Raw genomic sequence first — 16,590 nt, forward strand, 5'->3', positions numbered from 1 at the left:
GCCCCGCCGACTGCTCCGGCCTGTCTTGGTTTGATGTTGAGGCTTGTTTGGGTGTTGCCGCGCTGCCGCGCGTGTTGCCGCCTGTCGCTATTACAAACTTTGAATACGTGATCCCGCCATCAGAACTCCCCCCGGTACCAGTTCTTCAATCGGCTCAGCAGCGAGCCCGCACGACCGGCCGACAACGTCGGCCTTCGCGGGTTCTCGATCTGCGTGCCCATCAGCAGCAGGCCGACGCCGGTCGCATGGACCGGGTTGCCCACCACTTCGCCGAGGCCGGTCACGTGCTGCGGGATCCCCACACGCACCGGCATCTGCAGCATTTCTTCAGCCAACTCGACGACGCCTTCCATCTTGGAGGCGCCGCCCGTGAGCACCATGCCGGCGCGCACGTGCTGCTCGAAGCCTGAGCGGCGCAGTTCGGCCTGCACCATCTCGAAGATTTCCTCGTACCGCGCCTGCACCGCCTGCGCGAGCGAGGCGCGCGGCATGCGCCGCGGCGCGCGATCGCCGACGCTCGGCACCTGGATGCTCTCTTCCGCCGTTGCCATCTGCGCGAGCGCGCATGCATAGCGCACCTTGATTTGTTCGGCTTCCGGTGTCGGCGTGCGCAGCATGTGCGCGATGTCCTCGGTGACCTTGTCGCCGGCGATCGGCAGGCTCGCGGTGTGTGAGATCGCGCCTTGCACGAACACCGCGATGTCGGTCGTGCCCGCGCCGATGTCGACCAGCACCACGCCGAGCTCGCGCTCGTCGGCGGTGAGCACGGCCTGGCTCGAAGCCAATACACCAAGGATGAGGTTGTCGACCTGGAGGCCACACTTCTGCACGCACTTACTGACGTTCGCCGCAGCGGACTGCGCGCAGATCACGAGGTGCGCATGCACTTCGAGGCGCACGCCGGTCATGCCCACAGGGTTGCGGATGCCTTCCTGCGAATCGTCGAGCACGTAATCGCGCGGGATCGCGTGCAGGATCTTCTGGTCGGCCGGGATTGCGACGGCCTTCGCCGCTTCGAGCACGCGGTCGAGATCGCCGTGGGTAACCTCGCCCTCGCGGATCGGCGCGATGCCCTGCGAGTTGCGGCACTGGATGTGGTTGCCCGAGATCGATGCGTAGACCGAGCGGATCTCGCAGCCCGCCATGAGCTCGGCCTCCTCGATCGCACGCTGGATCGACTGCACGGTCGAGTCGATATCGACGACGACACCGCGGCGCAGTCCGCGCGACTCGTGCGAGCCGATGCCGATGACCTCGATCGGCGTGCCCGGCCGCTGGTCGGGCGAGTACTCGCCGACGAGCGCGACCACCTTCGAGGTGCCGATGTCGAGGCCGACGATGAGCGACTTGTCGCCTTTGCGGTTCATGTGAGGGAGAGTCGCCGGGATGGAGAAATGGGGGATGAGGCGGTACCGCGCATCGCGGTACTGATGCGCTGCGCGATTTCAATGCCGCCGTCGGCGCGCGTGGCGGCCACGGTCTGGGTCGACGGTGCAGCGACAGCGGGCGCGACCGCGCCATTCGCGGGCGCGGGCTTCACCGGGGTCCACGTGAGCGAGAAACCGTTCGTGTAGCGCAGGTCGGCTCGCACGAGCTGCTGCGCGGGCTGCTCCAGCAGGCGCGGCATCAGGCGCACGAAGCGTGCGAGACGCGCGCGCGCTTCGTTGCGGCCGACCACCACTTCAATGCCGTTTTCGAGCACGAGCGTCCAGCTTCCGCGCGCATCGAGCAGCACGGTGCGCACCGGCACACCGGTCGGCGCAAACAGCGCACTCGCATCGCGGTACAGCTCGACGACGTCCGCGGTGCGCGTGACCGGACCGGCGAACTGCGGCAGCGACGCCGGGATCTCGACGCCGCGCGCGGCGAACAGACGGCCCTGCTCGGACAGCAAACGATCACGCCCCCAACGTGCATACGGACGATGCTCGGTGACGTGCACTTCGAGCACATCCGGCCAACGCTTGCGCACCTCCGCGGTCTCGACCCACGGGAGGCTCGCGACCGAGGCCTGCGCGCTTTCGAGATCGACTGCGAAGAAGCCGCGCTTCGCATACGGCAGCAACGTCTTGCGCAGCAACGCGGTGTCGACGCGCTCGAACTCGCCTGTCGCACGCAGCGTCGTCAACGGCCAGCGCTTTGCGCCGATCCAGCCGTTGAGCACGGCGACCACCGGCAGCGCGACGAGCGCGACCGCGAGCAGCCAACCGAGCAGGCGCAGCACGGCAGTCACGCGTGCGCGTCTCCAAGGCTCGACTCGAGCACGCGCCAGCACAGCTCCTCGAACTCGATGCCGACCTGGCGTGCCGCCTTCGGCACGAGCGAATGGCTCGTCATGCCGGGCGCGGTGTTGACCTCGAGCAGGTAGAAGCGGCCGCTCGCGCGATCGCGCATCACGTCGACGCGGCCCCAACCGTGGCAGCCGGCTGCAAGAAATGCGGCAAGCGCGATGCGGCGGATTTCGTCCTCGGGGTCGCCGTCCAGACCGGGGCACAGATACTGCGTGTCCTCGGCGATGTACTTCGCGTTGTAGTCGTACCACTCGCCCTTGGGCACGATGCGGATCGACGGCAGCGCGCGGTGGCCTTCGCCGTCGGCGAGCACCGCGACAGTGAGTTCGTCGCCGACGACAAGCTGCTCCATCAGCAGCTCGCCCGGGTAGCGCGCGGCGAGTTCGACCGCGGCATCGAGGCCGGCGTCGTCGTGCACCCGCGACACGCCCACGCTCGAGCCTTCACACGACGGCTTGACGATGACCGGGAGGCCGAGTTCGTGCGCAGCCGCGCGGATGGTTGCGGGTGCCGCGTCGCCCTTCGCCAGGCGCACATAGCGCGGCGTCGGCAGGCCGAGGCTCAGCCAGACCTGCTTGGTGCGGATCTTGTCCATGCTCAGCGCCGAGCCGAGCACGTCCGAGCCGGTGTACGGCACGCGCAGCGCCTCGCACAAGCCCTGCAGCACGCCGTCTTCGCCGCCGCCCTTGTTGCCGTGGAGGATGTTGAAGACGCGATCGACCTTGCCGGCGCGAATCGCATCGAGCAATGCGGGGATGCCGTCGACGGCGAATGCATCGACGCGGCGTGCGCGCAGCGCCTCGAGGACATTGCGGCCGGAATCGAGCGAAACCTCCCGCTCGGAGCTGGTGCCGCCCATGAGCACGGCGACGCGGCCGAACACGGCGGCGTCGCTCACGCGCGGCGGCGGGAACGTTGTCGTCACGGGGTGTCTCCAGTGAATCCGTGGTGTGCCAGGTGCTGCGCGGCATGGCCGATGTCGCCCGCGCCCATGACGAGCAGCAGGTCGCCGTCGTGCAGCACGTCAGGCAGCACGCCGTGCAGGTCCGCCGCGCTGCCGACGACGACGGGGTCGATGCGGCCGCGTGCGCGGATCGCGCGGGCGAGCGATTTTGCATCCGCACCGGCGATCGGCGCCTCACCGGCCGGGTAGACCTCGGTGAGCACGAGCGCGTCAACGGACGAAAGCACAGCGGCGAAGTCGTCGAACAGGTCGCGCGTGCGGCTGTAGCGGTGGGGCTGGAACGCGACGACGAGGCGCTTGTCGGGCCAGCCGCCGCGCGCGGCCGCGAACACGGCTTCGAGTTCTTTCGGGTGATGGCCGTAGTCGTCGACGAGCGTCGCGGTGCCGCCGTCTTTCAACGGGGCCTGCGCGAGCACGTTGAAGCGGCGACCGATGCCGGCGAACTTCTCCAGCGCGCGCGCGATCACGGCAGGCTCGACGCCGAGCTGCCAGCCCACCGCGGCCGCGGCGAGCGCGTTCTGCACGTTGTGGCGGCCCGGCAGTGCCAGCGTGACGGCGCAGCGTGCACCGTCCGGCAGGCACAGCGTGAAATGCATGCGCGCGCCTTCCTGCGTGACGTCCTCGGCGCGCACGTCGGCCTCGGCGGCAAACCCGTACGTCATCACGTGGCGCGTCGTGTTGGCGGCGAGTGCGGCGACTTCGGCATCGTCGATGCACAGCACTGCGAGGCCGTAGAACGGCAGGCGGTGCAGGAACTCGTCGAACGCGGCCTGCACCTTCGCGAAATCACCGCCGTAGTTCTCGAGGTGGTCGGCGTCGATGTTGGTGACGATCGCGACCTGCGGGTTCAGGCGCAGGAAGCTGCCGTCGCTTTCATCGGCTTCGGCGACGAGCCACTGGCCCGTGCCAAGGCGCGCATTCGCGCCGGCCGCGAGCAGCTGGCCGCCGATCACGAACGTCGGGTCGAGCCCGCCTTCGGCGAGCACGCTCGCCATGAGCGAGGTGGTCGTGGTCTTGCCGTGCGTGCCCGCAATCGCAATGCCGCGCTTGAAGCGCATCAGTTCGGCGAGCATCTCCGCGCGCGGCACCACCGGGATGCGCTGCGCGCGGGCTTCGACGAGTTCGGGGTTGTCGCGGCGGATCGCGCTGGACACGACGACGCAGTCGGCGCCCTGCACGTGGCCGGCGTCATGGCCGCGGCGCACGTCGATGCCGAGCGAGGCCAGGCGGCGCGTGACCGCGTTGTCGGCCATGTCGGACCCGGACACACGGTAGCCGAGCGTGCACATCACTTCGGCGATGCCGCTCATGCCGGTGCCGCCGATGCCGACGAAATGCACGCGCGTGCCACTGACCTGGGCCGGCGTGGCGAGCCGGCTTGCTTCGCGCAGGCGTTCGCGCAGGACGGTGTTCATGCAACGGGCTCCGGTCGGGCGGACGCGCCCATGCAATGAAGGACGATGTCGGCGACGTCGCGCGCGGCGTCGGGCTTGGCGATCGCGCGTGCGGCCTGCGCGAGCTCCAACAGCCGGGCGCGGTCGGCGTGCGAGCGCAACGCGTCGACGAGGCGCTCGGCCAGATCTTCGGACTGCGGCAGCAACACGGCAGCGCCGCGCTCGACGAGATAACGCGCGTTCTTGGTCTGGTGGTCGTCGACGGCCTGCGGGAACGGCACGAGCACGCTGCCGACCCCAGCCGCGCACACCTCGGCAAGCGTAAGCGCGCCCGCGCGGCAGACGACGAGGTCGGCCCATGCGTACGCCTCGGCCATGTCGGCGATGAACGGTTCGACCGAGGCGTCGACGCCGGCCTCGGCATACGCGCGTCGCGCATCGTCGAGCATCTTTTCGCCGCACTGGTGTCGCACGTCGAACGCCGTTTCACCGCGCAGCGCCGCAACGGCGGCCGGCACCGCGGCGTTGAGCGCACGAGCCCCTTGGCTGCCGCCGAGCACGAGCAGGCGCAGCGGCCCTTCACGACCGCCGAAGCGCTGTGCGGGCGGCGGCAGCGCCGCGATCGACTCGCGTACGGGGTTGCCGACCACCTGCTCGGGCGTACGCAACGCGGTGGGACCGAACGTGTCGGGGAACCCGGTCAGCACGTGCTGCGCGGCACGCGCGAGCACGCGATTGGTCAGGCCCGGCGCGCGGTTCTGCTCGTGCACGATCAACGGCACCCCGGCCATGCGCGCGGCGATGCCGCCGGGGCCAGCGGCGTACCCGCCGAAGCTGATGACGGCCGCCGGGCGCGTCGCGTCGAGCACACGGCGGGCGGCCGAGGCGGCCTGCAGCACGTGCAGCGGCGCGCGTAACAGCGTCGTCAGCCCCTTACCGCGCACGCCGCGCACCGGAATCGTGTCGATCGCGATGCCGTGCTGCGGCACGAGGCGCGTTTCCATGCCACCGTCAGCTCCGAGCCAGCGCACCGGCACGCCGCGTTCGCGCAGCGCCTGCGCCACGGCGAGCCCCGGAAAGATATGACCGCCCGTGCCGCCCGCGAGGATCAACACGGGGCGCGCGGACGCAGTCGACGCACCGCCCATGCGCACGCCGGTGTCGACCGAGGTCATGCGAGCCCTCCGAGCGTGGGTTCGACACGCTCGCGCAGGCGGTTGGTCCCGCGAGCAGAGGCAGGCGCGGCAGCGGGCGCGGTCGGACGCGCGTTCGATGCCGCGGGCGTCGACGCGGCGCCGGCCGGCGCAGCATTCGCATCGCGGACGCGGGCAACCTGCCGCTGCGCGCGATCGAGTTCGTACGACACCCGCAGCAACAGTCCGATCGCCATGCACGTCATCAGCACGCTCGAGCCGCCCGACGAAATCAGCGGCAGCGTGAGGCCCTTCGTCGGCAGCAGGCCGAGGTTCACGCCGATCGACACGAAACTCTGCAGGCCAATCCACAGCGCGATGCCGAATGCGCAGTAGCCGGCGAAGTGCCGGCGCATCTCGACGCACTTGAGGCCGATCCAGAACGCGCGGCCGACGAGACCCGTGAACAGCGCGACCACGATGCATACGCCGATGAAGCCGAACTCCTCGGCGATCACCGCCATGATGAAGTCGGTGTGCGCTTCGGGCAGGTACGAGAGCTTTTGCACCGAACCGCCGAGGCCGACGCCGAGCCACTCGCCGCGGCCGACCGCCATCAGCGCGTTCGACAGCTGGTAGCCCTCGCCGAACGGATCTTTGAACGGATCGAGGAACGAGGTGACGCGGCGCATGCGGTACGGCTCGGCAATCACGAGCGCGGCGAGGACCGGCAGACCCACGAGCACGGGGCCGAACATGCGCGGCATGTTGACGCCGCCGAGCACGAGCATGCCCGCAGTGATCGCGAGCAGCAGCGAAGAGGACCCGAAATCCGGCTGCAGCATCAGCGTCGCGAACAGCGCGACCGCGACACCGAGCGGCTTGAGCATCGCGCCCCAGGTTGCGGTGACTTCCTCGCTGTAGCGCTTGAGGTAGCTCGCGAGCCAGACGATGTAGAGCAGCTTCACCGCCTCGACCGCCTGGAAGCTCGACACGCCGAGGTTGATCCAGCGGCGCGCGCCGTTGACGCTCTTGCCCAGCCCGGGGATGAACACCACCAGCAGCAGCACGAAGCATGCGAGCAGCAGCCACTGGCTTTGCTGCTCGATCGTCTTGAGCGGCGTGGCCATCATCCACGTGCCGAGGCCAATGCCGATGATGAGAAACACGAGGTGGCGGCTGAGGTAGTAGAACTCGCCAACGCCCTGGTTTTCGCCGACCGAGATGCCGGCCGAGCCGACCATGATCACGCCCACGCACGCGAGCGCACCGGCGCACGCGACCAACCAGCCGTCGAAACGGCCGCGGATCGCGTCGAGGCGGGTGGCCTGGCGGGCAGCGAGATCACTCATCAGCGGATCTTCAACGTGGCAAGGCCGACGAGCACGAGCACGACCGAGATGATCCAGAAGCGCACGATCACGCGCGGCTCCGGCCAGCCCTTGAGCTCGAAGTGGTGGTGGATCGGCGCCATGCGGAACACGCGCTTGCCGGTGAGCTTGAAGCTCGCGACCTGGATCATCACCGAGAGGGTTTCGACGACGAAGATGCCGCCCATGATCACGAGCACCAACTCCTGGCGCACGATCACGGCGATCGTGCCGAGCACTGCGCCGAGCGCGAGCGCGCCGATGTCACCCATGAACACCATCGCCGGGTACGTGTTGAACCACAGAAAGCCGAGGCCTGCGCCGGCGATCGCGGCGCAGATGATCACGAGTTCACCCGCGCCCGGCACCTGTGGAATCTGCAGGTAGGTCGAGAACACCGCATTGCCCGACGCGTACGCGAACACGCCGAGCGCACAGGCGACGAGCACGGTCGGCATGATGGCCAGGCCGTCGAGGCCGTCGGTGAGGTTGACCGCGTTCGAGAAGCCGACGATCCACAGGTACGCGATCGCCAGGAAGAAGATCACGCCCGCCGTGCCCACCAGCGGCAGTGCGACGTTCTTGAAGAACGGGATGTAGAGCGTGACCGCCGCCGGCGCATCAGCCGTGAAGTACAGAAACAGCCCGGCACCGATACCGATGATCGACTGCAGCAGGTACTTCGTACGCGAGCGCATTCCGTTCGGATCGCGCTTGACGATCTTGATCCAGTCGTCCCACCAGCCGATCGCGCCGCAGGCGAGCATCACCGCGAGCACGAGCCAGACGTATTTGTTGCGCAGGTCGCCCCACAGCAGCACGGACGCGAGGATGGTGAGCAGGATCAGCGCACCGCCCATCGTCGGCGTGCCGGCCTTGGAGAAATGCGACTGCGGACCGTCGGTGCGGATCGGCTGGCCGCCCTTGAGCTGGCCGAGGCGGCGGATCACCGCCGGCCCCCACCACAGCGAAAGCGCAAGCGCGGTCAGCGCGCTCAGGATGCCGCGGAACGTGAGGTAGCCGAACAGCCCGAACGAGCTCTGCAGTTGTTCGAGCCAGCGGAAAAGCTCAAGCAGCATGGGTGGTGCCCTCCGCGGCGCCGGCCTGCGAGGCCAGCAGCGCGGTCACGATTCGATCCATCGCGCTGCCGCGCGATCCCTTCACGAGCACGCGCACGCCGTCGCGCAGCCCGTCCGCCAGCGATCGCGCGAGCGCGTCGTGGCTGTTATGCGTTTCGCCGCCCGCACCGAACGCATCAGCCGCCGCCGAGGCGAGCGGGCCCAATGCGAACAAGCGCGAGATGCCGGCGGCTTTCGCGCGTGCGCCCGCCTCGGCATGCAGCGCCGACGCATCGGCGCCGAGTTCGCGCATGTCGCCGAGCACGAGCCAGCGCTCGCCGCCCGACGCCGCGAGCGTGTCGATCGCGGCAGCGAGCGAGCCGGGGTTCGCGTTGTAGCTGTCGTCGATGAGCACCGCGCCGCTCGGCAGGCGATGCGTGATGAGCCGGCCTGCGACCGGCTGCGCGGCGTCGAGCCCACGCGCGATCGCGTCGATCGCCACGCCGACGCCGAGCGCGAGCCCGGCGGCCGCGAGCGCGTTGAGCACGTTGTGGCGGCCCGGCAGTGCGAGCGACACGCGCGCCTCACCCTGCGGCGTGACGAGTGTGAAGCGCGTGCCGTCGACGTCGCCTTCGAGGTCGCGCGCCGTGATGTCGGCGGTCGTGTCGAGCCCGAAGCGCAGCTGCTGGCGGCCGCGCGCACGGGCGGCGAAGTACGGCGCAAACGCGTCGTCAGCATTGATGACCGCCACGCCATCGTGCTCGGGCAGCGCGTCATAGATCGCGCCCTTCGTCTCCGCGATGCCGAGCAGGCTGCCCATGCGCTCGAGGTGCGCGGCCGCCACGTTGTTGACGATCGCGGAATCGGGCCGCGCGATCGCGGTGAGGTACGCGATGTCGCCCGGCTTACCGGCGCCCATTTCGTACACGGCGTACTCGGCGTCTTCCGGGGCCGCCAGCACCGCAAGCGGCAGGCCGATCTCGTTGTTGCGATTGCCCGGGTTCGCATACGCGCGTCCAGCCTGTTCCAGGATCGACAGGACCAGCGTCTTGACGCTCGTCTTGCCGTTGCTGCCGGTGATCGCGACCACGCGGGCGGTGCGATCGCGCTGCACGTGGGCCGCGAACGCGGCGAGCGCGCGCTCCGTGTCGGCCACGACGACCTGCGCGCACGCTGCGTCGATCTCGCGAGCCACTAGCGCCGCGCCGACGCCGGCGCTGGCGGCGCCCGGCACGTGGTCGTGACCGTCGAATCGCTCGCCCTTGAGTGCGACGAACAAGGATTCGGCGGCCGCGCCCGGCTGCAGCGTGCGCGTGTCGGTCACGACCGACTGCACGAGCACGTCGTCACCGACGAGTCGGCCGCCGGTGACGTGCGCGATTTCGGACAGCCGCATCGGCCTCATGCTTTGGTCTCCAGCGCGGCGCAGGCGATGCGCGTGTCATCGAACGGGTGCTGCACGCCGTCGATCTCCTGGTACGGCTCGTGGCCCTTGCCGGCGATCAGCACGACGTCGTCGGGACCGGCCTGCGCGATCGCAGTGGCGATTGCCGCGGCGCGGTCACGCTCGACCGCAACACGCGCCCGGTCGGTCACGCCTTCGAGGATGTCGGCGACGATCGCATCGCCCGGTTCGCGGCGCGGGTTGTCGTCAGTGACGATCACGCGCGCCGCGAGGCGCTCGGCGATCGCGGCCATTTGCGGCCGCTTGCCGCGGTCACGCTCGCCGCCGCAGCCGAACACGCACCACAACGCGCCTCGCGTATGCGCATGCAGCGACGTGAGCGCCTGTTCGAGCGCATCGGGCGTGTGCGCGTAGTCGACGACGACGAGCGGCTGCGCGCCGACGCGGCCGAGGCGGTTCATGCGGCCGTGGATCGGCTGCAGCTGCGAAAGCGTGTCAGCCACGCGGGTCAGCGGCTGGTCGAGCGCGACGAGGGTGCCCGCGACCGCAAGCAGGTTGTCGACGTTGAAGCGGCCGAGCAGGCTCGATTGCACGTGCGCGCGCTCATCCCCCATCACGAGATCGAACGCGATGCCCGACGCATCGAGCACCACCGATTCGGCCTTCAGCGCCGCACCTACCGCGCCGCGCGAGCTGAGCCCGATGCCGCGCACGGTCGCCGGCAGGGATGCATGCAGTTCGCGGCCAAACGTGTCGTCGAGGTTGATCGCTGCCGCGCGCAGGCCCGGCCACGCGAACAGGCGCGCCTTCGCGGCGCCGTACGCGTCCATGTCGCCGTGGTAGTCGAGGTGATCGCGCGTGAGGTTGGTGAACACGGCGACGTCGAAGTGCACGCCGTCGACGCGCCCCTGGTCGAGCGCGTGCGAGCTGACTTCCATCGCAACGGCCTGTGCGCCGTCGTCGTGCAGCTGTGCGAGCAGAGCGTGCAGCTTGAGCACGAGGGGCGTCGTGAATCCGGTCGGCTGCACGTTGCCGTACAGGCCCGCGCCGAGCGTGCCGATCGTCCCCGCGCATTCGTCCTGCAGGCTCCACGCCTGTGCGAGCAGTTGCACGGTGGAGGTCTTACCATTCGTGCCGGTCACGCCGACGACTGTCATGCGCTCGGTCACGCGGCCGTGGAACAGGTCGGCGATTTCGCCAAGGCGCGCACGTAGGTTCGGCACGGGCACTGCATCGTCGGGCGCGGGCAGGTCGGTCGGCGCCGGCGGCTCGAACAACACGGCGGCGGCGCCGGCCTCGCGTGCCTGTTCGGCAAACGCGAGCCCGTGACGGCCGAAGCCTTCGATCGCGACGAACGCGTCGCCCGCGCGCAGTTCGCGGCTGTCCTGCGCCAGGCCGCCGATCGACAGCTCGCTGGCAATGCCTTCGAGGTCGGGCAGCAGCTCGCTCAGGCGCATCGCAGGACTCACGGCGTGACCTCGGCCACCGGGATGGGCAGCGCCGTCACGAGCGCGGTCACCGCGGTGGTGGCCGGCGCGAGCGCGGCGGTCGATCGCGGAGCGGGCACTTTCGCGCCACTCGCCTTCAGGCGCTTTGCTTCGGCCTCGGCCTGCGCGGCAAGCCAGGTGTCGATGTCGTCGGGCGCGACGTCCATCAGACGCAGCGACCCTTCCATCACGCTTTTGAACACGGGCGCAGACACGAGACCGCCGAAGTAGCCCTTTGCCGGGTCGGGGTCGTTAACGACGACGACCATCGAAAAGCGCGGGTTCGCGACCGGCACGACGCCCGCAAAGAACGAGATGTACCGGCGCGAGTAGCCGCCGCTCGCATTGAACTTGCGCGCGGTGCCGGTCTTGCCGGCAACGTGGTAGCCCAGGATCGCCGCCTGCGTGGCCGTGCCGCCCGTTTCGGTGACGGTCTGCATCATCGCCATCACCTGCGCGGCGATCGCGGGATCCAGCACCTGCTGCCCTTCCTTCCGCTCACCTTTGACGAACGTCGGCGGCAGCAGCTGGCCGCCGTTCGCGAGCGCCGCGTACGCCATCGCGATCTGCAGCGGCGTCGCCGACAGGCCGTAGCCGTACGACATCGTCTGCTTCGTGGTGCCCGACCACTTCGCCGGCGGCGCGAGCACGCCCGACGACTCGCCGGGAAATCCGCTGCCCGGCTTGCGGCCGTAGCCAAAGCGCGCGAGGAAGTCGTGGAAGAAGCGGTTGTCGAGCTTGTGCACGATCACCGCCGATGCGACGTTCGAACTCTTCTGGATCACGCCCGTCGTGTCGAGGATCCCGTAGTTCTTGTGGTCGGTCGTGCGGTAGCGACCGTTCGCGATCCAGCCCGGATTGGTGTTGAACAACGTCGTCGGCGTGATCACGCCCGCCTCGAGCCCGGCTGCGACGGTCAGCGGCTTCATCGTCGAGCCCGGCTCGATGACGTCGGTTACCGCGCGGTTGCGGCGGTGGTCGACCGGCGTCGACGCGACCGCGTTCGGGTTGTACGTCGGCAGGTTCGCCATCGCGAGGACCTCGCCGGTCGCGATGTCGACTACGACGGCCGAGCCCGCGCTCGCGCCCGTGCGCTGCAGCGCGTTGCGCAGCTCGCGGTGGGCGAGGAACTGGATGCGGCGGTCAATCGTGAGTGTGAGGTCGCCACCCGGCTCGGCCGCGCGCACCAAATCGACGCTCTCGACGATGCGGCCGGCGCCGTCGCGGATCACGCGCTTCGCGCCGGGCTTGCCGCGCAGCCAGTCATCGAACGCGAGCTCGAGGCCTTCCTGCCCGCGGTCGTCGATGTTCGTGAAGCCGAGCACGTGCGCGAGCGCTTCGCCCTGCGGGTAGAAGCGGCGGTACTCGCGCTGGCTGAACACGCCCGGGACCTTGTGGGCAAGGATCTCTTGCGCCTCGTCCGGGTTGATGCGGCGCTTGAGGTACAGGAACTCCTTGCCGGCGCGCTGGCTCAGCTTGCGCGTGAGCTCATCGACAGGCATGCCGAGCGCCTTGGCGAGATCGGGCAGCCGCTGCGGATGCTTGAGCAGCTCCTGCGGGTTGCCCCAGATCGACTCGACCGGCGTCGACACCGCGAGCGGCTCGCCGTTGCGGTCGGTGATCATGCCGCGCGAGGTCGCGATCGGGATCTCGCGCAGCGCACGCGCATCGCCCTGCTGCCGATAGAACTCGTTGTTGATCACCTGCAGATCGAGCGCGCGGCCGACGAGCGCGAGCGAACACAGGCCGAGCGTGCCGGTCACGAGCAGCAGGCGCTTGCGCAGGTCGAACTGGGCACGACCGCGTGGGCGGGCGCCGTCGCCGCCGATCATCGCCTTGATCGACGGACGCGCGCGGCGGCCGCGGTCGTGGTTGCCGCGCTCGCTCATGGACGGATCACCACGGTTTCGACACCTTCAGGAAATTTCATGCCGAGCCGATCGCGCGCGATCTGGTCGATGCGGTTGCTCTCGGCCCAGGTCGCCTGCTCGAGTTGCAAGCGACCGAAGTCGATGTTGAGCTCGTCGCGCGCCTTCTCGAGGCGGCTGAGCTGCACGAACAGCTGGCGATGCCGATGACGTGCATGCACGAGGGCGAGCGCCGAGGCGACGTTCGCGACGACGAGCACGACGACGAGGATGCGAAGCGTCATGCCGCCTCCTGCATCGGAAGCTTCTCGGCGACGCGCAGCACCGCGCTGCGTGCGCGCGGATTGGCGGCAAGCTCGGCGTCGTCGGCCTTCTCGGCACCGCCGATCGCGCGCAGCGTCGGCGTGAACGACTGCTCGACCGGCATCCGGCGATCGCCCGCGGGCGCCTTCGAGTGGCGCGCAATGAACTGCTTGACGATGCGGTCTTCGAGCGAATGGAAGCTGATCACCGCGAGCCGGCCGCCAGGACGCAGGCGCTCGTAGGCGGCGTCGAGGCCGACTTCGAGATCGGCGAGTTCGCGGTTGATGAAGATGCGGATCGCCTGGAAGCTGCGCGTCGCCGGATGGATCTTGTCTTTGCCGCGCGGCATCACCGATGCGATGAGGTCGGCGAGCTGCGCGGTGCGCTCGAGGGGCTGCGCGTCGCGACGGGCCACGATCGTGCGCGCGATCTTGCGGCTCATGCGCTCGTCCGCGTAGCGCCAGAGCACGTCGGCGATCTCGCGATCGTCCGCGCGCGCGAGCCACTGCGCAGCGCTCTCGCCCGAGTCCGGATCCATGCGCATGTCGAGCGGACCGTCCTTGCCGAAGCTGAAGCCGCGCTCGGCGACATCGAGCTGCGGCGAGGACACGCCGAGGTCGAACAGCACGCCGTCGAGGCCCGCTTCGGTGGCATCCCACTGCGCGAGCTCGGCAAAACTGCCGCGGAAAATGGACACGCGCGGATCGGCACCGAACTCGCGTTCGGCGACGGCAATCGCGTCGGGGTCCTTGTCCATGACGAGCAGCCGGCCTCCGGGGCCGAGAAGTTGCAGCACGCCGCGCGCGTGACCGCCGCGCCCGAACGTGCCGTCGAGATACGTTCCATCCCCCTGCACACGCAGCGCATCGAGCACCTGCGCGTACATCACCGGGAGGTGGCCGGACCCGGCACCGGGCCCGAGGCCACCGCCCGTCACAGCTGCAGGTCGAGCAGCTCCGCGCTCAGATCGTCGTCAGAGATGGTCTGACGGATCTGCGCGTGATGCGCCTGCTCGCTCCAGAGTTCGAACTTGTCGCCCATGCCCAGCAGCACGGCCTTCTTCTCGATGCCGACGGCGGCGCGGTGGCTTGCCGGGATCGACACGCGCCCGTTGCCGTCGAGCTCGACCGGCGTCGCAGCGCCGACGAGCTTGAGCTGCATGCTGCGGTTGACGGCTTTGACCCGCGGCAGTGCGTTGACCTGGTCGCGCACGCGCTCCCAGACCTGCAGCGGGTAGAGGTAGAGGCTGCCGGACTCGAACGGATTGTAGGTGATGACCAGTCGGTTCCCGCACTCACGCGCGACGAGGTCACGGTACGCGGTGGGCACCGCGAGCCGTCCCTTGTCGTCGATCGTGATGGCGGTTTCGCCCTGGAACATGCAGCACCTGTGGCAGTCCGTCTCTGCGGACGGTTCACCTCGCCGAAGCACGACCGCAGGTCATGCTCCAGCCACCGAAAACCACGAAAAACCCGGTTTCCCCTCAGGTGCCCACCTTAGGCAGCCTCTACAGCGTTGTCAACAACTTTAGGGAAGAGATTTCGCCAATAAAGTCAAGGGTTTACGAGATACTTCACAGTCTTATTCAAGACTTATCCACTACCTCTTGTTTCGTCTCAGTTTTTGAGACTGGACCTTTCAGGAGGCGATTTCGGGATCCGTGAAGCTCGACCGTAAGTGCTTGATGGTGCGCTGCACCATGGGCGTTTTCGGGCACGTGGCGCGCCTGCGGAGGCCCTCCGGGCCGGCGCGGTGCGACCCGTCGGACCGGGGTCGCCGTCGAGCGCCCGGCACCGGGTGGCGGGTAAGGCCACCCAGTGCCGGGGTCGGAAAGAAGGCGGAGCCGGCCGATAAGCCGGGTTCTGTCGTGGACAGTCATTCCTCTAGGCGACGCATCACTGCGCCGCTCAAGCGACCTACCCGGAGACACCGCGGGCCGCGGCATCGTCTCCCTATTTGGTCTTGCTCCCGGTGGGGTTTGCCGTGCCGGTCCGTTGCCGGACTCGCGGTGCGCTCTTACCGCACCGTTTCACCCTTGCCACGCACCCAGCACTCTTGCGAACACCAGGCCGTTCGGCGGTCTCTCTCTGTTGCACTTTCCGTCGGCTCTCGCCGCCCAGGCGTTACCTGGCACCGTGCCCTGTGGAGCCCGGACTTTCCTCGGCATTCCATAGGAATGACGCGACTGCCTGGCCGACTCCGCGCGGCGATTGTACGGGAGCGGCCCGCCCGGATCGGGCCGGGCGCGTGCGAATTGGGCACGACGTGCCGGAAATGCGGCGCGGTCGATGAGGGCGCGGCGGGCCAACGACGCTGCGGCGGGTCGCTACTCGCCGCTGTCTCTCGGCTCGCCACCGTAGAGCGCTTTGCGCGGCGCGCCGCTGAGCTCGGCCGCGAGCTTCGCCGCGGTCGACGGCGGCAGGTGCTCGGCGAGCTTCGCGTACAGCCGGCGGCCTTCGATGATGCGCGCGTCCGCGTCGTCGCCGGCGCCTTCGACGATGAGCACGAACTCGCCGCGTCGCTGGTTGGGATCGGCCGCCACGCGGTCGCGCAGCCGGTCGAGCGGGCCGTCGAGCACGGTTTCGAACAACTTAGTGAGCTCGCGCCCAAGGGCAGCGTGGCGCTCGCCCCCGAACGCGGCCGCGCAGTCGTCGAGCGTCTCTTGGATGCGATGCGCCGCCTCGTAGAACACGAGCGTGCGCGACTCCGACGCGAGCCGCGCCAGCCGCTCGCGGCGGGCGCCGGTCTTCGCGGGCAGAAAGCCTTCGAACGTGAAGCGGTCCGATGCGATCCCGGCGACGCTCATGGCCGCGATTGCCGCGCATGCACCGGGCACGGGCGAGACACGTATATCGGCCTCGCGCGCGGCACGCACGAGGCGAAAACCCGGATCGCTGATCAACGGCGTGCCGGCGTCGGACACGAGCGCGAGCGACTCGCCCGCCTGCAATCGCGCGACGAGCTGCGCCGACTGCGCGGACTCGTTGTGCTGGTGCAGCGCCACCAGAGGGCGCTCGATGCCGAAATGCGCGAGCAGCTGCCGCGTGTGCCGCGTGTCCTCGGCGCAGATCGCGTCGACCCCGGCGAGCGTCTCGCGCGCACGCGGTGAGAGGTCGCCCAGATGGCCGATCGGGGTCGCGACGACGTGCAGCGTGCCGGTGGTTTGCATCGTGCTCAGCATCGTGCTCTTACAGGGGGGCCGGGTAGAATCCTACCCAATCCCCCGAAAACGCCGCGCCCGCGGCGCACGACCGCGATGAGCCCGATGCCGAACCGATCCGCGATGCCCCTCTCGCGCCTGCCGCTGCTGGCCGGCG

Annotated in this window: 14 protein-coding genes and 1 other RNA gene; all 15 read right to left on the minus strand. The window is 69.3% G+C overall.

What is annotated here, in order from left to right; all coding sequences use genetic code 11:
- Window positions 1–119 precede the first annotated feature (119 nt).
- The 15 genes from ftsA to rsmI all read right to left on the minus strand — a co-directional run bounded on the left by ftsA (window position 120) and on the right by rsmI (window position 16,442).
- Window positions 120–1,367 carry a cell division protein FtsA gene (gene ftsA / locus IE075_RS11905; RefSeq protein WP_189456846.1) on the minus strand — a complete coding sequence of 416 codons (1,248 nt, stop codon included), beginning with the start codon at window positions 1,365–1,367 and terminating at the stop codon, window positions 120–122.
- Window positions 1,364–2,233 carry a cell division protein FtsQ/DivIB gene (locus IE075_RS11910; RefSeq protein WP_189456847.1) on the minus strand — a complete coding sequence of 290 codons (870 nt, stop codon included), beginning with the start codon at window positions 2,231–2,233 and terminating at the stop codon, window positions 1,364–1,366. The genes ftsA and IE075_RS11910 overlap by 4 nt, the downstream gene beginning before the upstream one ends.
- Window positions 2,230–3,216 carry a D-alanine--D-alanine ligase gene (locus tag IE075_RS11915; protein ID WP_229792496.1) on the minus strand — a complete coding sequence of 329 codons (987 nt, stop codon included), beginning with the start codon at window positions 3,214–3,216 and terminating at the stop codon, window positions 2,230–2,232. Before IE075_RS11915 ends, IE075_RS11910 begins: the two co-directional genes overlap by 4 nt.
- Window positions 3,213–4,670 carry a UDP-N-acetylmuramate--L-alanine ligase gene (gene murC / locus IE075_RS11920; RefSeq protein WP_189456848.1) on the minus strand — a complete coding sequence of 486 codons (1,458 nt, stop codon included), beginning with the start codon at window positions 4,668–4,670 and terminating at the stop codon, window positions 3,213–3,215. Before murC ends, IE075_RS11915 begins: the two co-directional genes overlap by 4 nt.
- Window positions 4,667–5,824 (minus strand): undecaprenyldiphospho-muramoylpentapeptide beta-N-acetylglucosaminyltransferase, encoded by a 1,158-nt coding sequence (gene murG, locus IE075_RS11925; protein ID WP_189456849.1) that lies wholly within the window; start codon window positions 5,822–5,824, stop codon window positions 4,667–4,669. Before murG ends, murC begins: the two co-directional genes overlap by 4 nt.
- Window positions 5,821–7,134 (minus strand): putative lipid II flippase FtsW, encoded by a 1,314-nt coding sequence (ftsW, locus tag IE075_RS11930; protein WP_189456850.1) that lies wholly within the window; start codon window positions 7,132–7,134, stop codon window positions 5,821–5,823. Before ftsW ends, murG begins: the two co-directional genes overlap by 4 nt.
- The gene (gene mraY, locus IE075_RS11935) at window positions 7,134–8,231 is read right to left on the minus strand and encodes a phospho-N-acetylmuramoyl-pentapeptide-transferase (RefSeq protein ID WP_189456851.1); all 1,098 of its coding nucleotides are present in this window, start codon (window positions 8,229–8,231) and stop codon (window positions 7,134–7,136) included. The genes ftsW and mraY overlap by 1 nt, the downstream gene beginning before the upstream one ends.
- Window positions 8,221–9,615 (minus strand): UDP-N-acetylmuramoyl-tripeptide--D-alanyl-D-alanine ligase, encoded by a 1,395-nt coding sequence (locus IE075_RS11940; protein WP_189456852.1) that lies wholly within the window; start codon window positions 9,613–9,615, stop codon window positions 8,221–8,223. The genes mraY and IE075_RS11940 overlap by 11 nt, the downstream gene beginning before the upstream one ends.
- A complete protein-coding gene (locus IE075_RS11945) occupies window positions 9,612–11,072 on the minus strand; it encodes a UDP-N-acetylmuramoyl-L-alanyl-D-glutamate--2,6-diaminopimelate ligase (RefSeq protein WP_229792497.1) in 1,461 nt (486 codons plus the stop codon). The genes IE075_RS11940 and IE075_RS11945 overlap by 4 nt, the downstream gene beginning before the upstream one ends.
- A gap of 8 nt (window positions 11,073–11,080) precedes the next feature.
- Window positions 11,081–12,934 carry a peptidoglycan D,D-transpeptidase FtsI family protein gene (locus tag IE075_RS11950; protein ID WP_189457242.1) on the minus strand — a complete coding sequence of 618 codons (1,854 nt, stop codon included), beginning with the start codon at window positions 12,932–12,934 and terminating at the stop codon, window positions 11,081–11,083.
- A gap of 53 nt (window positions 12,935–12,987) precedes the next feature.
- Window positions 12,988–13,254: a cell division protein FtsL gene (gene ftsL / locus IE075_RS11955; protein WP_189456854.1), complete on the minus strand. Its 267-nt coding sequence runs from the start codon at window positions 13,252–13,254 to the stop codon at window positions 12,988–12,990.
- Window positions 13,251–14,210: a 16S rRNA (cytosine(1402)-N(4))-methyltransferase RsmH gene (gene rsmH, locus IE075_RS11960; protein ID WP_268244938.1), complete on the minus strand. Its 960-nt coding sequence runs from the start codon at window positions 14,208–14,210 to the stop codon at window positions 13,251–13,253. Before rsmH ends, ftsL begins: the two co-directional genes overlap by 4 nt.
- The gene (mraZ, locus tag IE075_RS11965; RefSeq protein WP_189456856.1) at window positions 14,207–14,653 is read right to left on the minus strand and encodes a division/cell wall cluster transcriptional repressor MraZ; all 447 of its coding nucleotides are present in this window, start codon (window positions 14,651–14,653) and stop codon (window positions 14,207–14,209) included. Before mraZ ends, rsmH begins: the two co-directional genes overlap by 4 nt.
- A 455-nt stretch (window positions 14,654–15,108) precedes the next feature.
- Window positions 15,109–15,474, minus strand: an RNA gene (rnpB, locus tag IE075_RS11970) — RNase P RNA component class A.
- Window positions 15,475–15,599: 125 nt separating this feature from the next.
- Window positions 15,600–16,442 carry a 16S rRNA (cytidine(1402)-2'-O)-methyltransferase gene (gene rsmI, locus IE075_RS11975; protein ID WP_189456857.1) on the minus strand — a complete coding sequence of 281 codons (843 nt, stop codon included), beginning with the start codon at window positions 16,440–16,442 and terminating at the stop codon, window positions 15,600–15,602.
- Window positions 16,443–16,590 lie beyond the last annotated feature (148 nt).

Source organism: Cognatilysobacter bugurensis, from assembly GCF_014652095.1.
GTDB lineage: Bacteria > Pseudomonadota > Gammaproteobacteria > Xanthomonadales > Xanthomonadaceae > Cognatilysobacter > Cognatilysobacter bugurensis.

Bases quoted from the DNA above. Each gene is read 5' to 3' on its own strand.
- ftsA (WP_189456846.1), bottom strand. From the start codon at position 1,367: ATGAACCGCAAAGGCGACAAGTCGCTCATCGTCGGCCTCGACATCGGC.
- mraZ (WP_189456856.1), bottom strand. From the start codon at position 14,653: ATGTTCCAGGGCGAAACCGCCATCACGATCGACGACAAGGGACGGCTC.
- ftsL (WP_189456854.1), bottom strand. From the start codon at position 13,254: ATGACGCTTCGCATCCTCGTCGTCGTGCTCGTCGTCGCGAACGTCGCC.
- ftsW (WP_189456850.1), bottom strand. From the start codon at position 7,134: ATGAGTGATCTCGCTGCCCGCCAGGCCACCCGCCTCGACGCGATCCGC.
- IE075_RS11940 (WP_189456852.1), bottom strand. From the start codon at position 9,615: ATGAGGCCGATGCGGCTGTCCGAAATCGCGCACGTCACCGGCGGCCGA.
- murG (WP_189456849.1), bottom strand. From the start codon at position 5,824: ATGACCTCGGTCGACACCGGCGTGCGCATGGGCGGTGCGTCGACTGCG.
- mraY (WP_189456851.1), bottom strand. From the start codon at position 8,231: ATGCTGCTTGAGCTTTTCCGCTGGCTCGAACAACTGCAGAGCTCGTTC.
- rsmI (WP_189456857.1), bottom strand. From the start codon at position 16,442: ATGCAAACCACCGGCACGCTGCACGTCGTCGCGACCCCGATCGGCCAT.
- IE075_RS11945 (WP_229792497.1), bottom strand. From the start codon at position 11,072: ATGCGCCTGAGCGAGCTGCTGCCCGACCTCGAAGGCATTGCCAGCGAG.
- murC (WP_189456848.1), bottom strand. From the start codon at position 4,670: ATGAACACCGTCCTGCGCGAACGCCTGCGCGAAGCAAGCCGGCTCGCC.
- IE075_RS11950 (WP_189457242.1), bottom strand. From the start codon at position 12,934: ATGATCGGCGGCGACGGCGCCCGCCCACGCGGTCGTGCCCAGTTCGAC.